The 20,114-nt window shown below is 62.6% G+C and carries 18 protein-coding genes; 9 read left to right on the forward strand and 9 right to left on the reverse strand.

The annotated features are described in order from the left end of the window. Positions 1-39: 39 nt before the first annotated feature. On the reverse strand, positions 40-783 hold the full coding sequence (locus tag C5P05_RS20530) for a sensor histidine kinase (protein WP_114971705.1): 744 nt from the start codon (positions 781-783) through the stop codon (positions 40-42). Further along, positions 780-2,213, reverse strand: coding sequence for a bifunctional UDP-N-acetylglucosamine diphosphorylase/glucosamine-1-phosphate N-acetyltransferase GlmU (gene glmU, locus C5P05_RS20535; RefSeq protein ID WP_114971706.1), 1,434 nt, complete (start codon positions 2,211-2,213; stop codon positions 780-782). Before glmU ends, C5P05_RS20530 begins: the two co-directional genes overlap by 4 nt. On the opposite strand from glmU, the gene C5P05_RS20540 reads away from it, so the two are divergent. Then, positions 2,212-3,111 (forward strand): DUF6279 family lipoprotein, encoded by a 900-nt coding sequence (locus C5P05_RS20540; RefSeq protein ID WP_114971707.1) that lies wholly within the window; start codon positions 2,212-2,214, stop codon positions 3,109-3,111. The two genes, glmU and C5P05_RS20540, sit on opposite strands and share 2 nt — an antisense overlap. A 48-nt stretch (positions 3,112-3,159) precedes the next feature. Then, positions 3,160-3,573 (forward strand): TfoX/Sxy family protein, encoded by a 414-nt coding sequence (locus tag C5P05_RS20545; RefSeq protein ID WP_114971708.1) that lies wholly within the window; start codon positions 3,160-3,162, stop codon positions 3,571-3,573. Here C5P05_RS20545 and C5P05_RS20550 read toward each other — a convergent pair. Next, positions 3,560-4,045 carry a DUF2917 domain-containing protein gene (locus C5P05_RS20550; RefSeq protein WP_114971709.1) on the reverse strand — a complete coding sequence of 162 codons (486 nt, stop codon included), beginning with the start codon at positions 4,043-4,045 and terminating at the stop codon, positions 3,560-3,562. The two genes, C5P05_RS20545 and C5P05_RS20550, sit on opposite strands and share 14 nt — an antisense overlap. A gap of 128 nt (positions 4,046-4,173) precedes the next feature. On the opposite strand from C5P05_RS20550, the gene C5P05_RS20555 reads away from it, so the two are divergent. Continuing rightward, positions 4,174-5,160, forward strand: coding sequence for a LysR substrate-binding domain-containing protein (locus C5P05_RS20555; protein WP_114971710.1), 987 nt, complete (start codon positions 4,174-4,176; stop codon positions 5,158-5,160). Positions 5,161-5,173: 13 nt separating this feature from the next. Here the strand turns inward: C5P05_RS20555 and C5P05_RS20560 are convergent, their stop codons facing one another. Then, positions 5,174-5,773 carry a 5-formyltetrahydrofolate cyclo-ligase gene (locus tag C5P05_RS20560; protein WP_114971711.1) on the reverse strand — a complete coding sequence of 200 codons (600 nt, stop codon included), beginning with the start codon at positions 5,771-5,773 and terminating at the stop codon, positions 5,174-5,176. 9 nt (positions 5,774-5,782) lie between these two features. On the opposite strand from C5P05_RS20560, the gene C5P05_RS20565 reads away from it, so the two are divergent. The 6 genes from C5P05_RS20565 to C5P05_RS20590 all read left to right on the forward strand — a co-directional run bounded on the left by C5P05_RS20565 (position 5,783) and on the right by C5P05_RS20590 (position 14,699). After that, positions 5,783-7,789, forward strand: a complete 2,007-nt coding sequence (locus C5P05_RS20565; protein WP_114971712.1) for a lytic transglycosylase domain-containing protein — start codon at positions 5,783-5,785, stop codon at positions 7,787-7,789. 131 nt (positions 7,790-7,920) lie between these two features. Continuing rightward, complete coding sequence (locus C5P05_RS20570) at positions 7,921-8,610, forward strand: glutathione S-transferase family protein (RefSeq protein ID WP_114971950.1); 690 nt, start codon at positions 7,921-7,923, stop codon at positions 8,608-8,610. Positions 8,611-8,619: 9 nt separating this feature from the next. After that, on the forward strand, positions 8,620-9,906 hold the full coding sequence (locus C5P05_RS20575) for a multifunctional CCA addition/repair protein (protein WP_114971713.1): 1,287 nt from the start codon (positions 8,620-8,622) through the stop codon (positions 9,904-9,906). 40 nt (positions 9,907-9,946) lie between these two features. Next, entirely contained in the window at positions 9,947-10,672 is a 726-nt protein-coding gene (locus C5P05_RS20580; protein ID WP_114971714.1) for a response regulator, read from the forward strand. Further along, positions 10,669-12,096, forward strand: coding sequence for a sensor histidine kinase (locus C5P05_RS20585; RefSeq protein ID WP_114971715.1), 1,428 nt, complete (start codon positions 10,669-10,671; stop codon positions 12,094-12,096). Before C5P05_RS20580 ends, C5P05_RS20585 begins: the two co-directional genes overlap by 4 nt. A 59-nt stretch (positions 12,097-12,155) precedes the next feature. Next, a complete protein-coding gene (locus C5P05_RS20590; RefSeq protein WP_198674806.1) occupies positions 12,156-14,699 on the forward strand; it encodes an EAL and GGDEF domain-containing protein in 2,544 nt (847 codons plus the stop codon). Between the two features lie 12 nt (positions 14,700-14,711). Here C5P05_RS20590 and C5P05_RS20595 read toward each other — a convergent pair whose 3' ends face one another. The 5 genes from C5P05_RS20595 to C5P05_RS20615 form a co-directional block, all read right to left on the reverse strand. Further along, positions 14,712-15,782 (reverse strand): ABC transporter ATP-binding protein, encoded by a 1,071-nt coding sequence (locus tag C5P05_RS20595; protein WP_114971717.1) that lies wholly within the window; start codon positions 15,780-15,782, stop codon positions 14,712-14,714. Between the two features lie 4 nt (positions 15,783-15,786). After that, a complete protein-coding gene (locus C5P05_RS20600) occupies positions 15,787-16,641 on the reverse strand; it encodes a carbohydrate ABC transporter permease (RefSeq protein ID WP_114971718.1) in 855 nt (284 codons plus the stop codon). Further along, the gene (locus C5P05_RS20605; RefSeq protein WP_114971719.1) at positions 16,631-17,509 is read right to left on the reverse strand and encodes a carbohydrate ABC transporter permease; all 879 of its coding nucleotides are present in this window, start codon (positions 17,507-17,509) and stop codon (positions 16,631-16,633) included. Before C5P05_RS20605 ends, C5P05_RS20600 begins: the two co-directional genes overlap by 11 nt. A gap of 182 nt (positions 17,510-17,691) precedes the next feature. After that, positions 17,692-18,942 (reverse strand): ABC transporter substrate-binding protein, encoded by a 1,251-nt coding sequence (locus C5P05_RS20610; RefSeq protein WP_114971720.1) that lies wholly within the window; start codon positions 18,940-18,942, stop codon positions 17,692-17,694. Between the two features lie 160 nt (positions 18,943-19,102). Beyond that, positions 19,103-20,095: an ROK family protein gene (locus C5P05_RS20615; protein ID WP_114971951.1), complete on the reverse strand. Its 993-nt coding sequence runs from the start codon at positions 20,093-20,095 to the stop codon at positions 19,103-19,105. Positions 20,096-20,114: the final 19 nt, after the last annotated feature.

Here is a 20,114-nt window from a genome sequence, read left to right on the forward strand (position 1 = left end):
GCCGCGCTACGCTCGCAATGACGAACTTGTGGAGCGCTATTAAGCCATTGGCAATGTGACGCTGACACTGCAGCCCGCATCCGGTATGCCCTTGGCCCAAACCATGCCCCCGTGACGTTCCACGATTTTCCGCGTCAGAGCCAAGCCCATGCCGAGGCCTTCAAATTCGCGAGCCCCGTGCAGGCGCTGAAACGCATGGAAGAGTTTGTCGGTGTATTGCGGGTTGAACCCGGCACCGTTGTCCGCCACGGTCAGGGCGCACTGGCCGTTATCCGTCGATTGCCAACTCACATGGATTTCGGCCACGGCGCGGGCGGCGGTGAACTTCACGGCGTTGGACAGCAGATGCGTCAACACTTGCCGCAACAGCGCCGCATCACACCGCAGTGCCGGCAAATCAGGCGCGATCTGCCATTCAATGGTTCGCGCTGCCAGCGCAGGGGCTAGAGCCGTACAGGTGTCGTCGACCAACTGCGCAACATCCACCGTGGACAGCTGCAGCTCCACCCGGGTCAGTCGCGCCAGCTCCATCAGGCCATCAATCTGCCGTCCCATCTGCCGCGCCGCCTGACTCACCGTGTCCAGGTGCGCCGCAACGGCAACCGGGGTTTGCTCGCCCAGGTCTTCCTTGATGATGTGCACATAGGCATTCACGTGGCGCAGCGAGGCCCGCAGGTCGTGCGAGACGGAATGCGTGAAGTCTTCCAGCTCCGCCCTGGCCTGACCCAGCTCGCGCCGCAGCTGCTCGTTCTCCAGCAGCAAGGCCTGGGGCGTGTCCGTCATTTGGCAGGCCGCTTCCAGTTGGGAATGCTCAGCTGTCGGCCACGCGCCACGCTCAAGGCCCCCGGCAGCGTGTCTTTGGTGATGGTCGAGCCGCCGCCCACGGTGCCGCCCGCGCCAATCGTGAGCGGTGCCACCAGCACGCAGTTGCTGCCAATATGCACATCGGCTTCAATCACCGTGCGGTGTTTGAAAGCCCCGTCGTAATTGGCGGTGATGCTGCCAGCGCCGTAGTTGACACGTTCGCCCACTGTGGCGTCGCCCAGATAGGCCAGGTGGTTGGCCTTGGCACCTTTGGCCAGTGTTGAATTCTTGACCTCGACAAAGTTGCCGATATGCACCTCGGCGCCCAGCCTGGCACCCGGTCGCAAGCGCGCAAACGGGCCGATCAGCGCCCCGGCACCGACTTCAATCGCATCCTTGCTACCGGGCTTGCCACCTTCGATATGGGTGAAGGGATGAATCACCGCGCCGGCCGCAATCGTGGCATTGGCAATCACGCAATTGGCGCCGATCTTCACGCCCTCGCCCAGGCTCACCTGACCCTCAAAAACACAGTTCACGTCGATCGACACGTCTTGCGCGCACAGCAGTTCACCGCGCACGTCCAGCCGCGCCGGGTCGGCCAGGCGCACGCCCTGCTCCATCAACTGCAAGGCGACACGCTTCTGGAACGCCCGCTCCAGTTCCGCGAGCTGCACCGGGCTGTTGACGCCGGCCACCTGCACCGCATCCGCAATCTTGTGCGCCACCACGGGCACGCCATCGGCCACGGCAAACTTCACGATGTCGGTCAGGTAGTACTCGCCTTGCACGTTCTGGTTGTCCAGACGTGCCAGCCACTTTTTCAAATGCGCCGCCGGCAAGGCCATGATGCCGCTGTAGACCTCGGTAATGGCGCGCTGCCCGGCACTGGCATCCTTGTGCTCGACGATGGCCTGCACCACCTCGCCGTGGCGAACAACGCGGCCGTAGCCGGTGGGGTCGGCCAGGTCAATCGTCAACAGGGCGAGGTGCTTGCCGGCGCAGGCCGCAATCAACTGCTGCAAGGTGTCCGTCTGCGTCAAGGGCACGTCACCCGAGAGCACGACAACAATGCCGTCATCGCGCAACACGGGCGCCGCTTGCTGCACCGCATGGCCCGTGCCGAGTTGCGGCTCCTGGCGTACGAAATTTATAGAAAATCCGGCGCTAGACCCCGTGGAATGTGCGGTAGCCGCTTCTACTTCGATAGCGCCATGGCCGGTGATCACGACCACTTGACGAGCCGACAAGTCGGCTGCCGTGTCCACCACATGCTGCAGCAAGGCACGACCCGCCAAAAGGTGCAACACTTTGGGCAGCTTGCTTTTCATGCGTGTGCCTTTGCCCGCCGCCATGATGACGACATCCACGGCGCCTGGCGTTTTGTTGTTTTCTGAAATGTTTGTCATGACTGTTTTTAATCGCCCGCCAAATCGGGTTTTTCAAGGTCTTCACATTATCGGCTCGCTGCTGGGCCTGTTTTTGGCCCTGTTGCTATCCGGCTGCAGCGCGGTGAAACTGGGCTACAACAACGCGCCCGAATTGGGATACTGGTGGTTGGACAGCTATCTGGATTTCAATGACCGGCAGTCGGTCCAGGTGCGCGCCGACCTCGCCGCGCTGCAGGCGTGGCACCGCCAAACCGAACTCCCGCTGTATGTCAGCACACTCCAGCAGTTGCAGCGGATGGCACCCTCAGACGTGACACCGGCACAGGTTTGCGAGGTATCGGCCGGGTTCAGGTCCCGTTTTCAAGCCCTGCTCGATCAGGCCGAGCCGGCCCTCTCAACCCTGGCGTCGACGCTCCACGCCGAACAGCTTGATCATCTGGCTCGCCAGTTTGACAAGCGCAACCAGAAATGGCGCGCCGAGTGGATCGACGCCAGCCCCACTGAGCGCAGCGCCCAGCGCGTCAAGCGGCGGGCTGACCGGGCCGAAATGTTCTACGGACCGCTGGAAGAGCCACAACGGGCCGTGGTTCGTGACAGCACAGCCGTGAGCGCATTCGACGCCCGTTTGAATGACCGGGAAGCCGTGCGCCGCCAGCAGGACACGCTGCAAACGCTGCGCCAAATCCAGACCAACACACTCACCGGCGCGCAGATCAGAACGGCAGTGCACGCCCTGCTGGCGCGCGCCACGGATTCTCCCGATGCGGCCTACCAAACCTACATGGAAAAAACAGGCCAGGAAAACTGCCTGACCATGGCCAAGCTGCACAATAGCACCACGCCGGCCCAGCGGCTCAAGGTCATGGAAACCTTGAAAGCCTACGAGACCGATGCACTGGCGCTGATGGTGCCCTGAGCCGCGCCACGCCCCACGGCCAACCGTTTGAAATACAAGGATTCCTGCATGGCTGCTCCGCCCAATGAATTTGCCCAGTACTGCTGCGACCTGTTGAGCGAGGTCGGCCCCTGCGTGGCACGCCGCATGTTTGGCGGCTATGGCATCAGCACGGACGGTTTGACCCTGGCCATTCTGGCCGACCTGGGGACTGGCGAGAAACTGTGGCTGAAGGCCGACGACATGTCCCGCCCTCTTTTCGAGTCCGCCGGCTGCGAACGTTTTGCCTACCTGGCCAAGGGCAAGTCCATGAGCATGAACTACTACAGTGCGCCGGACGAGGCCATGGAATCCCCGGCGCTGATGGCACCTTGGGGCCGACTGGCGCTGGAGGCGGCTTTGAAAGCGCGCCAATCCAAACCAGCCGGCAGGCCCAAACCAAAGACCCCATCAAAAACCAAGACCAGGGTCAAGGCTGGTTAGTCTCCAGCTTCGGCAAAACACGACCGCGCCCGGCCGCCAGATAGTCGCTGTAGCAGGCCAGTCCCGTGACCAGTCGCCCCAGCGCATGGCCAGCCATCAACAAAGAGCGGCCCAAATCGCGCAAGGGCTGGACCACACTCACATGCCAGCAGGACGCACTGACCGTGACGGCCGCAGCCTCCGGCGTCCACTCAAAGTAAACCGGCGACTCCTGCGCGCCACCCCAGGGTTCGAAAACCAGGCGCTGCCCGGCGCCAACCGCCATCTCTTGTCCGGCCCGCAAAAATTGGTCACCCGACTCATTGCCGTGTCCGGTGCGAGGACCGTCGACCGTGGCCCACACCTGTCCATGTGCGATGCGCAGCACGCCCGCTTCGCGCGGCAGCAGGCTGACCGCCCGCCCCGGCATCAGTTGCCAGCAACCCGACACGGCGGGGCATACATTGGATTGATGCAATTCCAGAAAACTCATGACAGACTCCTTTCGGCTACTTAGGGTTGAATGATCGTGGCAGAGTGCTTGTTCGTCCAATGAATTCGAGATAAGCTATTCATTCCGTTTACGCATTAATCGCCAAATTCAACCCGTCATCGCAGACCATGCAACATTCCGAAAATTCGCTACGCACACGCCCCATCTCGGTCGGGCACTTACGCGCGTTTGAGGCGGTGGCACGCCACCTCAACTTCCGGGCCGCATCAGAAGAACTGTCGCTCACCCAAAGCGCCGTGAGCCGCCAGATTCAGGCCATGGAAGACGAGGTCGGGGTCAGCCTGTTTTTGCGCCACACCCGCGCCGTCGAACTCACCGGTGCCGGCGCGCAATTGCTGCGCGCCGTGCTGCCCTCGCTGGAGCACATGGACAGCGCGGTGCGCTTGATCCGGCGCAGTGCCGGGCGCAAAAGCGTGGCCATCAGCACCTGGGCCTCGTTTGCGTCCATGTGGTTGATCCCGAGGCTGGAGGCCTTTCAGAGCGAGCACCCCGACATCGACATCCGCATTGACACCACCGATGTGTCGGTCGATCTGGACACCACCGACGTCGACTTGGCGCTGCGCTACACCCAGCCGGGCAACGCCCCCTCGAATGCCGTGCGTCTGTTCGGCGAACAGCTGACGCCAGTGGCCAGCCCCTGGCTGCTCAAAAGTGGACACCCGCTGCAACGCGGGGACGACCTGGCGCATTTCACCCTGATCGAGGCCGGCGACGCGCACCGCTCACAGCATATGGAGTGGTTGACCTGGCGGCGCTGGCTGGATACGCACCATTTCGGAAAAGTGGAACCCAAACGCTGGCTTTACTTCAACTACGCCCACCAGATCGCGCAGGCCGCCCTGACCGGCCAGGGCGTGGCGCTGGCGCGCATGCCGATGGTGGCGGACAGCCTGGCCAGCGGCGATCTGGTCGAGGTGTTGCCGGGCATGCGCCTGGAGTCGCCCCTGGCCTACTGGCTGATCGTCGGCCCACGCTCTGCGGCCAGGCCGGAAATTGTGGCGTTCAGCAACTGGCTGCAGGCCCAGGCGGCACTCACGCGTGTGGCCATCGGTGATACGCCCGACACCGACACGGTCGATGGCCTGGACTAGGGAAGAATCAAAGCTAAACCGGCCAGACGACGCCGTTGTCGTTCAGGATGGCGTCGAGCGGCATGTCATGCGCTTCGGGCTCGAAATCCGGCAGAAAACCCGGTGCATAGCCCAGGCCCACGGTGAAGGGCCTGGGCTCCAGGGTGGTCAGCATGCGGTCATAAAAGCCGCCACCATAACCCAGCCGGTAGCCACCGGGGGCATAACCGACACACGCCAGGAACAGCAGGGTGGGCACGATCACCTCGGTGTCCTTGGGCTTGGGAATGCCGTAGGCGTCCTCTTCCATGGGGCAGCCGGGATACCAGGCATGAAAAGTCATGGTTTTGTGAACTTTATCCACCACCGGCAGTCCAATTCTGCGAGGCTGGGGTTGATCAAGCAGTTCGCCGTCTTCCTTCCAGCGATGTAGGGCCGGCAGTGGGTCAAACTCACCCTTGATCGGCCAATAGGCCCCAATCACGGCGTCGGGGCGACCCACCAGCCAGATGCGCATGACACGTTGCAACAGGTCGGCGCGTTGCAATCGATCCGACAGGTTAAGACGTTGTTCAATGAGAAGTTTGCGAAGGGCCTTCTTGTCAAGTGCCCTTTTTTCATCAGAGTTATCCATAATCCCCACATGCAGTTTCACACCATTTTGACATCGATTGCGCTCCTGGCGTCCCTTACTTTATCCGCCACCGCCCCGGCCTACGCCCAGTCCGGCGCCGTGAGCCAAACCCGTACCGACGAGACGCTTCTGGAAATGAGCCAGGCCTTCCGGCAGGGTAACGCCCGGCGCCTGAGCGAACTGCTGCCCCAGGTACGCGGCCATGCATTGGAAGCATGGGGCGCCTACTGGGAGTTGCGCGCCCGCCTGGACACCGCGAGCCCAGGCGAAATTCAGGCCTTTCTGAACCGCTTCGCCGGCACTTACCAGGAAGATCGCCTGCGAAACGACTGGCTGCTGCAGCTCGGCAAGAACCGCGAGTGGGGCACCTTCATGGCCGAATACCCCAATTTCCGCATGAACGACGACCGCTCCGTGCAGTGTTACGCGCTGGTGACCGAATTCAATGCCAGCCGCGCAGAGGTGGTGAACCGGCTGGAAGCCTTGTGGCTGGCCCAGCGTGATGCGGATGACGGCTGTGCCACAGCGGCAGAACAGCAGCTCAAGGCCAAAACCCTGCAGCCCCATAGCGTCTGGCTGCGCGCCCGACTCGGCATGGAAAACGGCAACCAGCGCATTGCCACTCAGGCGGTTGGCCTGCTTGACGCCGAATGGGCCAACACGGTCGGCGCCATTTACGACCGGCCCGAGCAATACCTGGCAGGCAAGGTGTTGGCCCTGCGCACACGCACCAAGGAACTGGTCACCCTGGCCATGATTCGTCTGGCGGTCAAAGACCCACAAGCCGCCGCTAATGAGCTGGGCAAGCTGCGCTGGAAAACCCAGCTCACGCAGGAAGACCGCTCCTGGATCTGGGGCGTGATCGGCAAGCGCGCCGCGATGCAGATGTCGAACAGCGCCATGGCCTATTTTCAACAGGGGCAAGACGAGTTCATGCATGAGGACCACCTGGCCTGGAAGGCGCGCGCGGCGCTTCGGGCCGGCAACTGGGAACAGGTGTCAAGCACCATTGCCGCCATGCGTGACGGCCAGCGCAAGGACGTGACCTGGATCTACTGGCGCGCACGGGCACTGCTGAAACTTGCTAAAAATGAGGCAGACCGGACGGAAGCCCAACGTCTGCTGGAGAGCATTGCCAGCGTACGCGGCTTTTATGAACAATTGGCACTGGAAGATCTGGGTCAGCGCATCAGCACGCCGCCCCGCCCCGAGCCCCTGACGGCGGCGGAAAAGGACACGGCCCGCCTCAACCCCGGCCTGGCCCGCAGCCTGCTGGCGATTCAAATCGGTTTGCGCAGCGAGGGGGTGCGGGAATGGAACTACAGCACCAACCTGCATCAGAACGGCGGCATGAACGACCGTGAATTGCTGGCGGCGGCCGATCTGGCCTGCACGCGTGAGGTATGGGACCGCTGCATCAACACCAGCGATCGGACCAAAACCGTGATTGACTTTGAGCAGCGCTTTCCCATGCCGCACAAAGAGGCCGTGGTGCAGCGCGCCACCCGGATCGGCCTGGACCCGGCCTATGTGTATGGGCTGATTCGCCAGGAAAGCCGTTTCATCATGGACGCCCGCTCGGGCGTGGGCGCGGCCGGTCTGATGCAGGTCATGCCACCCACGGCGCGCTGGACCGCCAAGAAAATCGGCCTGACCGACTTCAAGCCGCACCAGATCAATGACCGGGATACCAATATTGCCATCGGCACGGGCTATCTCAAGCTGGTGCTGGACGACTTTGCCGGCTCCATGCCGATGGCCGCCGCCGCCTACAACGCCGGCCCCGGCCGGCCCCGGAGCTGGCGCGGCCAGACCGGCGGCCCCGTGCTGGAAGGGGCGATCTGGGCGGAAAATGTGCCCTTCAATGAAACCCGGGATTACGTCAAGAAAGTGTTGTCCAACACCACCAATTACGCTGCGCTCATTTCCGGCCAGTCGCAGTCGCTGAAAAACCGCCTGGGGCTGGTCGGGCCGCGGGATGCGGCAGCCCCTGATCCCAGCCTGGAACTGCCCTAGCGGGACTTGGCGGGAACGGGCCGGCGCAATATGAAGCGCGTCAGGGCTGTCGCTGCGCGCATCAAAAGTGCACCATAAATTCATCAATCGCCCGCGCGTGACGTTTTAGTATGGCGTTTTTGGAAATTTTTATGCTCAAACTCTATATCGGCAACAAAAACTATTCGTCCTGGTCCATGCGCCCCTGGGTGCTGCTCAAACAGGCCGGCATTCCATTCGACGAGGTCAAGGTCCGTTTTGATTCGTTTGACGCAGACTCCACCTTCAAGCAAACACTCAGCGCCCTGACCCCCACCGGCAAAGTGCCGGTGCTGGTGGACGGCGATCTGGTGGTGTGGGACACCCTGGCCATCGCGGAATACCTGGCGGAACAGTTTCCCGACAAGGCCTTGTGGCCGCAAGACAAGAGCGTTCGCGCCCGGGCGCGCAGCGTCTGCGCCGAGATGCATGCCGGCTTCACCGGCTTGCGCGGCAACTGTCCCATGAACATCGACGCGTCCCTGGCGGACACCGGCGCGCTGATCTGGCGTGACAAACCCGCCGTGCGCGCCGATGTCGCCCGCCTGGTGGCCATGTGGCAGGAGTTGCTGGCGCAGCATGGTGGGCCGCTGCTGTTTGGCAATTTCTCCATCGCTGACGCCTACTTCGCCCCGGTCTGCATGCGCCTGAAGACCTACGCACTCCCGGTGCCGCCGGTGATTGCGGCCTATGTCGAGCGGGTATGCGCCCTGCCGGGCGTTCAAGCCTGGGTCAATGACGCCCTGGCAGAAAAAGACTTTCTCGATTTCGAGGAGCCCTACCGTTTGACACCGGCGGGTTGACGCGCTGACATGCAGATCTACATGGTGGGTGGCGCGGTGCGTGATGCGCTACTGGGTTTGCCGGTGAAGGACCGCGACTGGGTGGTGGTGGGCGCCACGCCCGAGGCCCTGGTGGCGCAGGGTTTTTTGCCGGTGGGCAAGGACTTTCCGGTGTTCCTGCACCCCAAAACCAAAGAAGAATACGCACTGGCCCGCACCGAGCGTAAGACCGCGCCCGGCTACCACGGCTTTCAGATTCACGCCGCGCCCGACGTGACGCTGGAGGAAGACCTGGCACGCCGCGACCTTACTATCAATTCAATAGCTGTATCCGCTAATTCCACGGGGGCTAGAGGTCTATTTGACACTGAAATAGCGCTGAACCCCGGGGCCTGGCAGTCGGCCGGTGCGCTGGTGGACCCGTTCGGCGGGCAGCAGGATCTGGCGCACAAGGTGTTTCGCCACGTCACCGCCGCCTTTCGTGAAGACCCGGTCCGCATCCTGCGCGTGGCGCGCTTCGCGGCGCGATTCTCTGACTTCACGGTGGCACCAGAAACCGGGGCCCTCATGCGCGAGATGGTTCAATCGGGCGAAGTCGACCATCTGGTGCCAGAGCGGGTCTGGCAGGAGCTGGCCATCGGCCTGATGGAGAACACGCCCTCGCGCATGTTCGAGGTGCTGCGCGACTGCGGTGCGTTGGCGCGCCTGCTGCCTGAGGTGAACCGCTTGTGGGGCGTGCCGCAACGCGCCGACTACCACCCCGAAGTCGACACCGGCATCCACCTGATGATGGTGCTGGACATGAGCGCCCGGCTGCAGGCTTCCTTGCCCGTGCGCCTGGCCGGCCTGTTCCACGACATCGGCAAAGGCACGACCCCGGCCGAGGTGCTGCCGCGCCACCTCGGCCATGAGGAACGCAGCGCCCGCCTGCTCAAGGGCATTTGTGAGCGCCTGCGCATTCCCACGGAATGCCGCGAACTGGCCGACGTGGTGGCGCGTGAGCACGGCAACATCCACCGCAGCGAGACGCTGGGGCCGGCGGCGCTGGTGCGCCTGCTGGAACGCTGCGACGCCTTTCGCAAGCCACAGCGTTTTGCCGAGGTGTTGCTGGCCTGCGAATGTGATGCCCGTGGCCGGCTGGGCCTGACCGAGGTGCCCTACGCGCCCGGCCCTCGGCTCTTGGCCGCCTTGTCCACCGCGCAGGGGGTTGCTACGCATTTAATAGCTACCAACGCAATGGCAACGGGGGCCAGCGGCAAGAATATTGGTGAACTGATTCACCTGGCGCGCGTCGAGGCGGTTCGGGCACAACTGTAGGGCACCTCTGTGCTTGGGCCTGGCTTGGTATGCTCCACCCATGTCAAGTTTGCTGATTGTTGAAGACGATGAATTGCTGCGCGATGGCTTGTGCGACCAGCTGGCCCAAGCCGGCCATACGGTCACGCCTGCCGCCGATGGCGATATGGCGCAGGTATTGCTGGAATCCAGCCGCTTTGACGGCGTGATTCTGGACCTCGGTTTACCCAAAGTGAGCGGCATGGACGTGCTGGCCTGGATCAGGCGGCGCCTGCCCGCGCTGCCGGTGCTCATCCTGACGGCGCGTGATGGCGTGGAGGACCGGGTCCAGGGGCTCAACGCCGGCGCCGATGATTACCTCACCAAACCGTTCAGCATGGCGGAGCTGCAAGCCCGCCTGGCCGCCATGCTGCGGCGCGCCCGCCTGCCGGCCTTTGGCGGTTCGCTGGAGCTGGCCGCGGGTGCCAACCGGCGACTGCGTGTGGACGCCACGCTGCCGCAAGCCTGGCTGGACGATGAGCCACTGGAGTTGACGCAGCGCGAGTGGGCACTGCTGTCCCTGCTGGTGACCAACGCCGGTCAGGTGGTCAGCCGTGAGGACGTGCTGGACGTGTGGCAGTCCGAGCCCACTGACGGCATGAGTGCGGGGAGCAACGTGGCGGCGGGGGCGGGCTCCAACGCACTCGAGGTTTACATCCACCGCCTGCGCCGCAAGCTGGCCGACTCCGGGCTGAACATCCGCAACGTGCGTGGACTGGGCTACATGCTGGAGAGCGCCGCGCCATGAAATGGCGGGAGGTGGAGGCGGGCTCGGGTCCGAACCCGCCCAACCGGGGCCATGGCCTGTCGCTCAAAAGGCAGCTGCTGTTATGGCTTTTGCTGCCGCAACTGGTGCTGTTGCTGGTGGGTGGCGCGCTGAGCTACCGCATCGCATTGAGCTATGCCGAGAAAGGCATCGACCAGTCCCTCACGCAATCGGTGCTGTCACTGGCACGCCAGGTCAAACCGGTCGGCTCCGGTTTGCTGATCGACTTCCCCCGCGCCGCCCAGGACATCATCGAACAGGATCCGAAAGACCGGGTGAGTTACATGGTGTCGTCGCCGCCAGGCAGTTTTCTGCTCGGCAACGGCAAGCTGCCCGGCCCGCCGGCCAGCGCCAATCCGGTCACAGGCGAGCCCTTGCTGTACAACGTGACGGTGGACGGCAAGCCGATGCGCGTGGCGCTGCTGGACGTCAACTATGGCGAGGCAGGCTCGCCCCAGCGTTTGCGGGTGCAGGTGGCCAAAAGTCTGGCGGTCCAGAAACGCATCACCGCCGAACTGGTGGCCGACATGCTGCTGCCACTGCTCTTGCTGGGCGCTGCCCTGGGTGTGCTGGTCTACGGCGGTGTTTCGCGCGGTTTGAGCCCTTTGACACGGCTGCAGGCGCAACTGGGTGTGCGGCGCGAGCACAGCCTGGCGGCGCTATCACCGATCGAGATGACGCAGGCGCCACAGGAGGTTCACGCGCTGGCCGGTGCCGTGAACCAGTTGCTCGCTGCGGTGCGCCGTAGTCTGGGCCAGGAAAAGCGCTTCCTCAATGACGCTGCCCACCAGTTGCGCACACCGCTGGCGGGCCTGATCAGCCAGACCGAACTGGCCCTGGCGGAGTCCGACCCGCACGCGCTGCAGGAGCGATTGGCCAAGGTGCTGGCCGGCGCCCAGCGCAGCGCGCACCTGGTGCACCAGCTGCTGTCATTGGCACGCAACGAAGCCGATATCCGGCTGCAAACGATCGATGCAGCCGCGCTGGCGCGCGAGGTCGCGCGCGAGTGGACACCGCGTGCCCTCGCCGCCGGGGTTGACCTGGGTTACGAGGGGGAAAGCAGTCTTCAGGTGGAGGGCGAAAAGCTTTTGCTGCGCGAGGCGCTGGGCAATTTGTTGGACAACGCCCTCCTCTATGCTGGCACCGGCAGCGTGGTGACCTTGCGCGTCGCGCGCTCCGGCCACCAGGCCGTGATCGAAGTGGAAGACAACGGCCCCGGCTTGTCGCCGGCCAACCTGCAGCATGCGTTTGAGCGCTTCTGGCGGGCCAGCGAGTTACCCGGTGGCTGCGGCCTGGGACTGGCCATCGTGGCCGAGATCGCCCACCGCCACGGCGGCAGCGCCACCGCGCTGGCGGTCCAGCCGCAGGGCCTGCGGATCAGGCTCAGTCTGCCTCTGGCAGGATGACGTAAATGGACAACCAAAGCCCTGTTTGCCGACCGCGCAAGGCGTGGGATACTGTATTGATGAGCTCGACTTCTTCGCCTTTTGACTGTCAAGCCGCACCGGATCCAGCAGGCAAACCGTCCGCATTGAACCCATCCGGGCCGGACCGGGACGATGGCGCGAACCCCTGGAAACTGGCCCTGGAAAGCTCCGGTGACGGCGTCTGGGACTGGAACGTCGTGACCGGTGAGCAGACGCATTCCAGTCGCTGGAAAGAGATGCTGGGTTATGCGGACGATGAAATCGGCACGGGCTACCACGAATTTGTCCAGCGGGTCCATCCAGACGACCTCGCCGATGTGCAGGACGCCGCCAGGGCCTACCTGGAAGGCCGCTCGCCGGGCTACGCCGTTGACCTGCGCATGCGTTGCAAGGATGGTTCCTGGAAGTGGGTGCTGGCGCGTGGCATGGTGGTCAGCCGCGACGCCCAAGGCCAGCCCTTGCGCATGATCGGCACCCACACCGACATCACCGAGCGTAAGCAGACGGAGGCGGCACTGCACGAGAGCCACCAGCGCTTCCGCGACCTGGTCGATTGCACGGATGGCATTGTCTGGGAGGCCGACGCGGCCACTTTTGTCTTCAACTACGTCAGCGGGAACGCAGAACGCATCCTCGGCTACCCGGTAACCGATTGGCTTGAGCCCGGTTTCTGGGCCGACCATATTGATCCGCAGGACCGCGATCAGGCCATTCAGTACTGCGTAGCCTGCACCGGGCGGCTGGAAGACCACAATTTCGAATACCGTTTTATCACTCAGGACGGTCGAACGGTGTGGCTGCGCGACATTGTGAAGGTGGTCGAAGAAAACGGAAGACCCCGGTGGTTGCGTGGGCTGATGATTGACATCACCGCCAGCAAGCAAAGTGTGGCCACCCTGCGGGAAAACGAGGAGCGCTGGAAGCTGGCCCTGGAAAGTACCGGCGACGGCGTGTGGGACTGGCACATTCCAAGCGGCGAGGAATTTTTCTCGAAACGCCTGATGGAAATGTATGGCTTCGACGAGAGCGAGCTGCTCAATCGCACCGAAGAACTCGACGAGCGCACGCACCCGAGTGACCGCTCGCAGATGGACCTGGACCGGCAGGCTCACTTTGACGGCCTGACCCCGACCTACATCAACGAACACCGGGTACGCTGCAAGGACGGCAGCTGGAAATGGGTGTTGACCCGGGGCATGGTCATCAGCCGCGATGCACAGGGCCGGCCTCTGCGAATGACAGGAACCCATACCGACATCACGGAGCGAAAAAAATCAGAAGCGCTGATCTGGCAGCAAGCCCATTTCGACGCCCTCACCGGCCTGCCCAATCGCAACATGCTACGCGACCGGCTGGAGCAGGAGATCAAGAAAAGCAAGCGTGACGGCCTGCAACTCGCCCTCCTGTTCATTGACCTCGACCATTTCAAGGAAGTCAACGACACGCTCGGCCACGACAGCGGCGATCTGTTGCTGGTCGAAGCCGCCCGGCGTATCCAGCGTTGTGTACGGGAGTCCGACACCGTGGCCCGCATGGGCGGTGACGAGTTCACCGTGATCCTGACCGAGCTCACGGACGCCAGCAGCCTGGAGCGCATTCTGCAAGGACTCCTCAGCGCGCTGAAGGCCGAGTTCCAGCTGGGGTCCGAGCAGGTCTTTGTTTCTGCCAGCATTGGCATCACGATGTTTCCGCTGGATGCCACCGACATTGAAGACCTGTTCAAGAACGCGGATCAAGCGCTTTACGTCGCCAAAGGCGGCGGACGCAACCGCTTCAGCTTTTTCACGCCAGCCCTGCAAGAGGCTGCGCAAACCCGGGTGCGCCTGACCAATGACTTGCGCACCGGGCTGGTCGGTCAACAATTCAGGGTGGTGTACCAGCCCATTGTCGAGTTGGCCACGGGCGCGGTTCACAAGGCCGAAGCCCTGATCCGCTGGCTGCACCCCACTCGCGGCACCGTCAGCCCGGCCACGTTCATCCCGATCGCGGAAGCCAGTGGGCTGATTGTCGATATCGGTGAGTGGGTGTTCCAGCAAGCGGCCAACCAGGTCCGGCAGTGGCGCCAATCACTGGCGCCCCAGTTTCAGATCAGCGTCAACAAATCACCGGTTCAGTTTCACCACAGTGGCCGGACCAACCAGGCATGGTTCCAGCAGCTGCAGGCCATGGGCTTGCCGGGCGAGGCCATTGTGGTGGAAATTACGGAAGGGTTGCTGCTGGACTCCAGCGCCAGCGTGGTGGAGCAGCTAATGGAACTGCACGATGCGGGGATTCAGGTGTCACTGGACGACTTCGGCACCGGCTACTCGTCCCTGTCCTATCTGCAAAAATTTGACATCGACTTCATCAAGATCGACCAGTCCTTCGTGCGCCACCTGATCGCGGACTCCACCGATCTGGCCCTGTGCAAAGCCATCATCATGATGGCCCATGAGCTGGGGATCAAGGTCATCGCCGAGGGCGTCGAGACAACGCTGCAACGCGACCTGCTGGCGGCCGCAGGCTGCGATTACGCCCAGGGTTACCTGTTCGCGCGGCCGATGCCGGCGCCGGACTTCGAGGCCTTCATGGCCGCGAGGTAGCCCTGCGCGGGTTCACTCGATGCGCAAGCCGCTGGCGGCATTGAACCAGTTGTTGTGCTTGCTGCTCACCGTCAACCCGGTCTGATCGCCCACCTTGTAAGTCATGTTGGGGGCCACGCGTACCGTCATCAGACCGACGCCGGTCTTGACCACGACATAGGTATCGGCGCCGGTGGGCTCCACCAGCACCACCTCGCCACGCCAGGGCGCATCGGCTTGCAGGTGGATATGTTCGGGGCGCTGGCCCAGTATGAGCTCTTGCGCGGCCGGAGCGACCAGGTCGAGCGAACCACCGGCAAAGACAAACCGGCCCTGGTCCCCGGCCGTCCCCATCCGCCCGGGGATGAAGTTCATATTGGGTGAACCGATGAAACCCGCCACATAAGTATTGACGGGGCGCCGATAAATATCGTCCGGCGTGCCGATCTGCTGCAGAATGCCGTCCTTCATGACCGCAATGCGGCTGCCCAGGGTCATGGCCTCGATCTGATCGTGCGTCACGTACACGCTGGTAATGCCGCTGACGTGGTGCAAGCGCTTGATCTCGGCCCGCATCTCGACGCGCAGCTTGGCATCCAGATTGCTCAAGGGCTCATCGAACAGAAAAAGCTGGGGGTCGCGCGCTAGCGCCCGGCCCATGGCCACGCGCTGACGCTGGCCGCCGGAGAGCTGTGCCGGGCGACGGTCCAGCAGGTGCTCGATTTGCAGCATCGCCGCGACTTCGTGAATGCGCTTGGTGCGCACGTCCTTGGGCACCTTGCGCATCTCCAGCGCGAAGCCGATATTGTCAGCCACGCTCATGGTCGGGTACAAGGCGTAGCTCTGGAACACCATGGCAATGTCGCGCTGGGCGGGCGCCACGCCGATCACGTTCTTGCCGGCAATGCGCAACTCGCCTTCGGTGGGTTCTTCCAGCCCGGCGATGATGTTGAGCAGGGTGGACTTGCCGCAGCCCGAAGGCCCGACCAGGATCAGGAATTCGCCGGGTGCGACGTCGATCTCGATTTTCTTGAGCACCTCGACGGCTTTGTCGCCCTTGCCATAGACCTTGCGAATACCTGCGATGTGGAGTGAAGCTGCCATGTTTTTATCCTTTCACAGCGCCGGCTGTGAGTCCTTTCACGAAATATTGACCTGCCAGCACATACACCAGCATGGTGGGTAAACCCGCGATCACGGCCGCGGCCATGTCCACGTTGTAGCTCTTGACGCTGCTCGATGTGTTGGCCATGTTGTTCAAGCCCACCGTAATCGGCTTGCTGTCGGCACCGCTGAAGGCCACGCCAAACAGGAAGTCGTTCCAGATATTGGTGAACTGCCAGATCAGCGTCACCATCAGAATGGGCGTGGACATGGGCACCACGATGCGCCAGAAAATGCGCCAGAAACCGGCGCCGTCCATGCGGGCGGCGTTGACCAGCTCTTTGGGAATGGCGGTGTAGTAGTTGCGGAAGAACAGGGTGGTGCCAGCCAGGCCGGCAATACAGTGCACCAGCACCAGCCCACCCAGCGAGCTGGACAAGCCCAGAAAGCCCAGCACCTGACTCATGGGCAAGAGCACCACCTGAAAGGGCATGAACACACCGAACAGCATGAAGCCAAACAGCACCTCACTGCCCTTGAATTTCCACATGCTCAGCACGTAGCCATTGATGGCGCCCCAGGCGGTGGAGATCAGCACGGCCGGCACGGCCATGATCACCGAGTTCCAGAAATAGGGCTTCAAACCGCGGCAGTCCACGCCCGTGCAGGCGGTGGACCATGCCAACTGCCAGGACTCGAAATTGAGCGAGCTTGGCAAGCTCAGCAGGTTGCCAGAACGAATCTGCTCCGCGTCTTTGAAGGACGTAACGAGCATCACATAAAGTGGTGCGAGAAAGAAGAAGGCGGCGATCAGCAGGACGCTATAGATCGCGATGCGGGGAAGGTTTTTAGCGATCATGGGGTTTAGCGCGAAGCTCGCTGTAGAGGTAAGGGACCACAATGGCGGCCACCGTGGCCAGCATCATGGTGGCGCTGGCCGCACCCAGGCCGATCTGGCCTCGGGTAAAGCTCATCACATACATGAAGGTCGCCGGCACATCGGAGGCATAGCCGGGACCGCCGGCGGTCAGGGCCATCACCAGGTCGAAGCTCTTGATGGAGAGATGGGACAGCACGAGAACCGTGGAAAACACCACCGGGCGCAGGATCGGCAAAATAATGCGCCAATAGATACGCGGTAGCGAGGCACCGTCGATTTGCGCCGCCTTGATGATGCTGTCGTCAATGCCGCGCAAGCCGGCCAGTGACAGCGCCATGGCAAAGCCGGCCGACTGCCAGATGCCCGCAATCACCACGCAGTAAATGGCGGTGTCGCTCTGAACCAGCCAGTCGAAATGGAAACTGGTCCAACCCAGGTCGTGCATCAGCTTTTCCAGGCCCAGGCTCGGATTCAAAATCCATTTCCAGGCGGTGCCAGTCACGATGAACGACAGCGCCATGGGGTACAGATAGACGGTACGCAGCAAGCCCTCGGCGCGCACTTTCTGGTCCAGAAAGATGGCCAGGCCCATGCCCAGGGCCATGGAGCCCCCGACGTACAGAACGCTGAAAATACCCAGGTTTTTCAGGGCGACCAGCCAGCGGTCCAGCTCCCACAGGCGCACATACTGCTCCAGCCCGACGAATTCGTCGTAATTGGGCAGCATGCGCGAGCCGGTGACGGACAGCACGCCGTTCCAGATCATGAAGCCATAGATGAACGCGAAGCCGAGCACAAAGCCCGGCGCGATCACCAGCTTGGGCAGGATATTTTCAAAATTTTTCATAGGTAGCTACCTGAACGGTTCTAGTCGGCGAACCACCGTCGCACTGATACGCAAAGGCACTTCTGCAAATTCGTCATTGCGAGCGCAGCGCGGCAATCCATGGCTCGCTCAGCCACGATGGATCGCCACGGCCTGCGGCCTCGCGATGACGACACTGACTACTTTTTGTAGTTATCCGCCACTTACTTGGCCGCAGCCGCTTTGGCGATGTTTTTCATGCCATCGGCCACCGAGATCTTGTCGTCGTTCCAGAACTGGCTGACCGCGTCCTTGATGGCGCCTTCAGCCGCCGGACTGATGGCCATGCCGTGGGCCACGGAAGGCACCAGACCGCCGGTCTTGGCGGTGTCCACGAAGTCCTTGCTGGACAGTTTGGCGCAGTCGTCGAACTTGGCCATGTTCATGTTCAGGCGGACCGGTATGGAACCCTTGTTCAGGTTGAACACTTCCTGGAACTCAGGGCCCATGATGGCCGCGGCCAGATCGCCCTGCGCCTTCTGGGCAGCCGGGTCTTTCAGCTTGAACATGGCAAATGAGTCAACGTTGAAGGTAAAGGCATTGGCCGTGCCGGGTGCGGCAGCACACAGGAAATCTTTGCCCGGCACCTTGCCCGCAGCCAGGAATTCGCCCTTGGCCCAGTCACCCATGAACTGGAAAGCGGCTTTTTCCTGCATCACCATGGCGGTGGCCAGATTCCAGTCGCGCCCCGGTGCTGCGGGGTCGGTATAGCTCTTGACCTTGCGGAAGGTTTCCAGTGACTTCTTCATGGTGTCGCTGGTCAGGGCCTTCGGGTCCAGCTTGACCAGGGCGTCACTGTAGAACTTGGCGCCGCCCACGCCCAAGACCACGGACTCGAAAGTGGTGAAGTCCTGCCAGTTCTGGCCGCCGTGGGCCACGGGAATCAGACCGGCTTTCTTGATCTTGTCCGCCGCGGCAAAGAATTCGTCCCAGGTCTTGGGCATGCCCGCCACGCCGGCCTTCTTCAGCACGGCTGCATTGGCCCACATCCAGTTCACGCGGTGCACGTTGACGGGCGCGGCCACGTAGTTGCCTTTGTATTTCATGACGTCGGCCACGACCTTGGGCAGCAGGCTGTCCCATTTTTCGGCGGTGGCGACGCTGTCCAGATTGGCCAGCACGCCTTCCGTCGCCCATTCCTGAATGGCCGGGCCTTTGATCTGGGCGGCGGCCGGCGGGTTGCCGGACACCACGCGGCTCTTCAGCACGGTGGCGGCAGCGTCACCGCCACCACCGGCCACTGCGAAATCTTTCCAGACATGGCCCTTGGCCTGCATGATTTTCTTCAGTTCAGCGACCGATTTGGCCTCACCGCCGGAGGTCCAGTAATGCAGGACTTCGACGTCACCGGCCATGGCGCTTGTACCGGCGATCACCAAAGCTGCGGCCGTGGCCAATTTGGAAAGTTTCAACATGTTGTCTCCTGAAGGTTTGCGCTCCCCTGACGCTAAAAGGCCAGGGAGCAGGGATTGATTCGCGCTGACACCGTGTCGCCCGAATTAATTAATTGTTAATTAATTTTACCCAATCAACCATCAGGGCTTACCCTAGGCGCCGGTCTGACCGGCAAGCACTTCAGGCCACCAGCGCCAAAGCGCCGAAATCCCCCACGCGCTCACCCAGACCGGCGGGCACCAGTTCGCAGCCCTCGGTCAAGGCCGGCAGCTTGCCCCGGATGTAGGCTTGCAGCTTGGGTAACAGGAACGCGCGGTGGTGCCAGAACACACTGCCGCCGATGCTGATGCGCTGCAGATCGAGCGTCACAATCAGGTTGTACAAGGTCCGTCCCATCACCCTGCACAAGTCATCAATAATGGCTATAGCCCCCGTATCACCTGCGTGAGCCGCTGCGAAAAGCGTAGCAGAATCAGCGTATCCCAAATGCGCGAAGCGCCGGGGAATGGCATTGCCCGCCACCAGGCCTTCCACATCGCCGACATTGCCACAGCCGCACAAGGCGTCGTCGTTGTCGCTCACGAAAAGATGGCCGGCATGGCCAGCATTACCGTTCTTGCCGCGTAGCACATGGCCATCCACACACAGGCCCACACCTATGCCGGTGCTCCAGGTCAGATACGCGCAATTGGCCAATGGCTGGCCATTGAGCTGCAGCGCGCCCCAGCGTCGCTCGGCTTCCAGCGCGCCGATGCCGTCGTTTTCGACCCGTACGCCGGCGAACACCTGGCGCAAAGGCGCTTCCAGCAAGGCCGTGGTCCAGTCATTGGGCAGGCCGCGGGCTTTGCCTGCCAAGCCGCCGCAGATATTGGGCGCAGCCAATTCCACCAGCCCGTCATTCAAAACAAAGGGGCCGCATGACGCCACACCCACGGCCGACAGATTGCCCATCGCCACACCAGCTGCCTGACAGCTCTGGCCTACCAGACGGATGATTTGCTGCGCCAGCGCATCATGTGGACCGACTTTGCAGGTCGGCTCGGTGACGCGGCCGCGCACGCCCCGTTCACCGGCAATGCTGACTGCTACCTTGGTGCCGCCAATGTCCACACAGGCCACCGGCGTGGCGCCTTGGGGTAAATGAAAATCGCCAGATAAAACGTTGGGGTTCATGTCATGCATCCTGCAGGGT

This window comes from Rhodoferax ferrireducens (assembly GCF_003347515.1).
Lineage (GTDB): Bacteria > Pseudomonadota > Gammaproteobacteria > Burkholderiales > Burkholderiaceae_C > Rhodoferax.

Excerpts from the sequence above, each read along its gene's own strand:
- C5P05_RS20570 (WP_114971950.1), top strand. The coding sequence starts at position 7,921 with ATGCTCAAACTCTATATCGGCAACAAAAACTATTCGTCCTGGTCCATG.
- C5P05_RS20590 (WP_198674806.1), top strand. The coding sequence starts at position 12,156 with ATGAGCTCGACTTCTTCGCCTTTTGACTGTCAAGCCGCACCGGATCCA.
- C5P05_RS20565 (WP_114971712.1), top strand. The coding sequence starts at position 5,783 with ATGCAGTTTCACACCATTTTGACATCGATTGCGCTCCTGGCGTCCCTT.
- C5P05_RS20560 (WP_114971711.1), bottom strand. The coding sequence starts at position 5,773 with ATGGATAACTCTGATGAAAAAAGGGCACTTGACAAGAAGGCCCTTCGC.
- C5P05_RS20550 (WP_114971709.1), bottom strand. The coding sequence starts at position 4,045 with ATGAGTTTTCTGGAATTGCATCAATCCAATGTATGCCCCGCCGTGTCG.
- glmU (WP_114971706.1), bottom strand. The coding sequence starts at position 2,213 with ATGACAAACATTTCAGAAAACAACAAAACGCCAGGCGCCGTGGATGTC.
- C5P05_RS20615 (WP_114971951.1), bottom strand. The coding sequence starts at position 20,095 with ATGAACCCCAACGTTTTATCTGGCGATTTTCATTTACCCCAAGGCGCC.
- C5P05_RS20600 (WP_114971718.1), bottom strand. The coding sequence starts at position 16,641 with ATGATCGCTAAAAACCTTCCCCGCATCGCGATCTATAGCGTCCTGCTG.
- C5P05_RS20555 (WP_114971710.1), top strand. The coding sequence starts at position 4,174 with ATGCAACATTCCGAAAATTCGCTACGCACACGCCCCATCTCGGTCGGG.
- C5P05_RS20605 (WP_114971719.1), bottom strand. The coding sequence starts at position 17,509 with ATGAAAAATTTTGAAAATATCCTGCCCAAGCTGGTGATCGCGCCGGGC.
- C5P05_RS20540 (WP_114971707.1), top strand. The coding sequence starts at position 2,212 with ATGACTGTTTTTAATCGCCCGCCAAATCGGGTTTTTCAAGGTCTTCAC.
- C5P05_RS20595 (WP_114971717.1), bottom strand. The coding sequence starts at position 15,782 with ATGGCAGCTTCACTCCACATCGCAGGTATTCGCAAGGTCTATGGCAAG.
- C5P05_RS20610 (WP_114971720.1), bottom strand. The coding sequence starts at position 18,942 with ATGTTGAAACTTTCCAAATTGGCCACGGCCGCAGCTTTGGTGATCGCC.
- C5P05_RS20530 (WP_114971705.1), bottom strand. The coding sequence starts at position 783 with ATGACGGACACGCCCCAGGCCTTGCTGCTGGAGAACGAGCAGCTGCGG.
- C5P05_RS20580 (WP_114971714.1), top strand. The coding sequence starts at position 9,947 with ATGTCAAGTTTGCTGATTGTTGAAGACGATGAATTGCTGCGCGATGGC.
- C5P05_RS20585 (WP_114971715.1), top strand. The coding sequence starts at position 10,669 with ATGAAATGGCGGGAGGTGGAGGCGGGCTCGGGTCCGAACCCGCCCAAC.
- C5P05_RS20575 (WP_114971713.1), top strand. The coding sequence starts at position 8,620 with ATGCAGATCTACATGGTGGGTGGCGCGGTGCGTGATGCGCTACTGGGT.
- C5P05_RS20545 (WP_114971708.1), top strand. The coding sequence starts at position 3,160 with ATGGCTGCTCCGCCCAATGAATTTGCCCAGTACTGCTGCGACCTGTTG.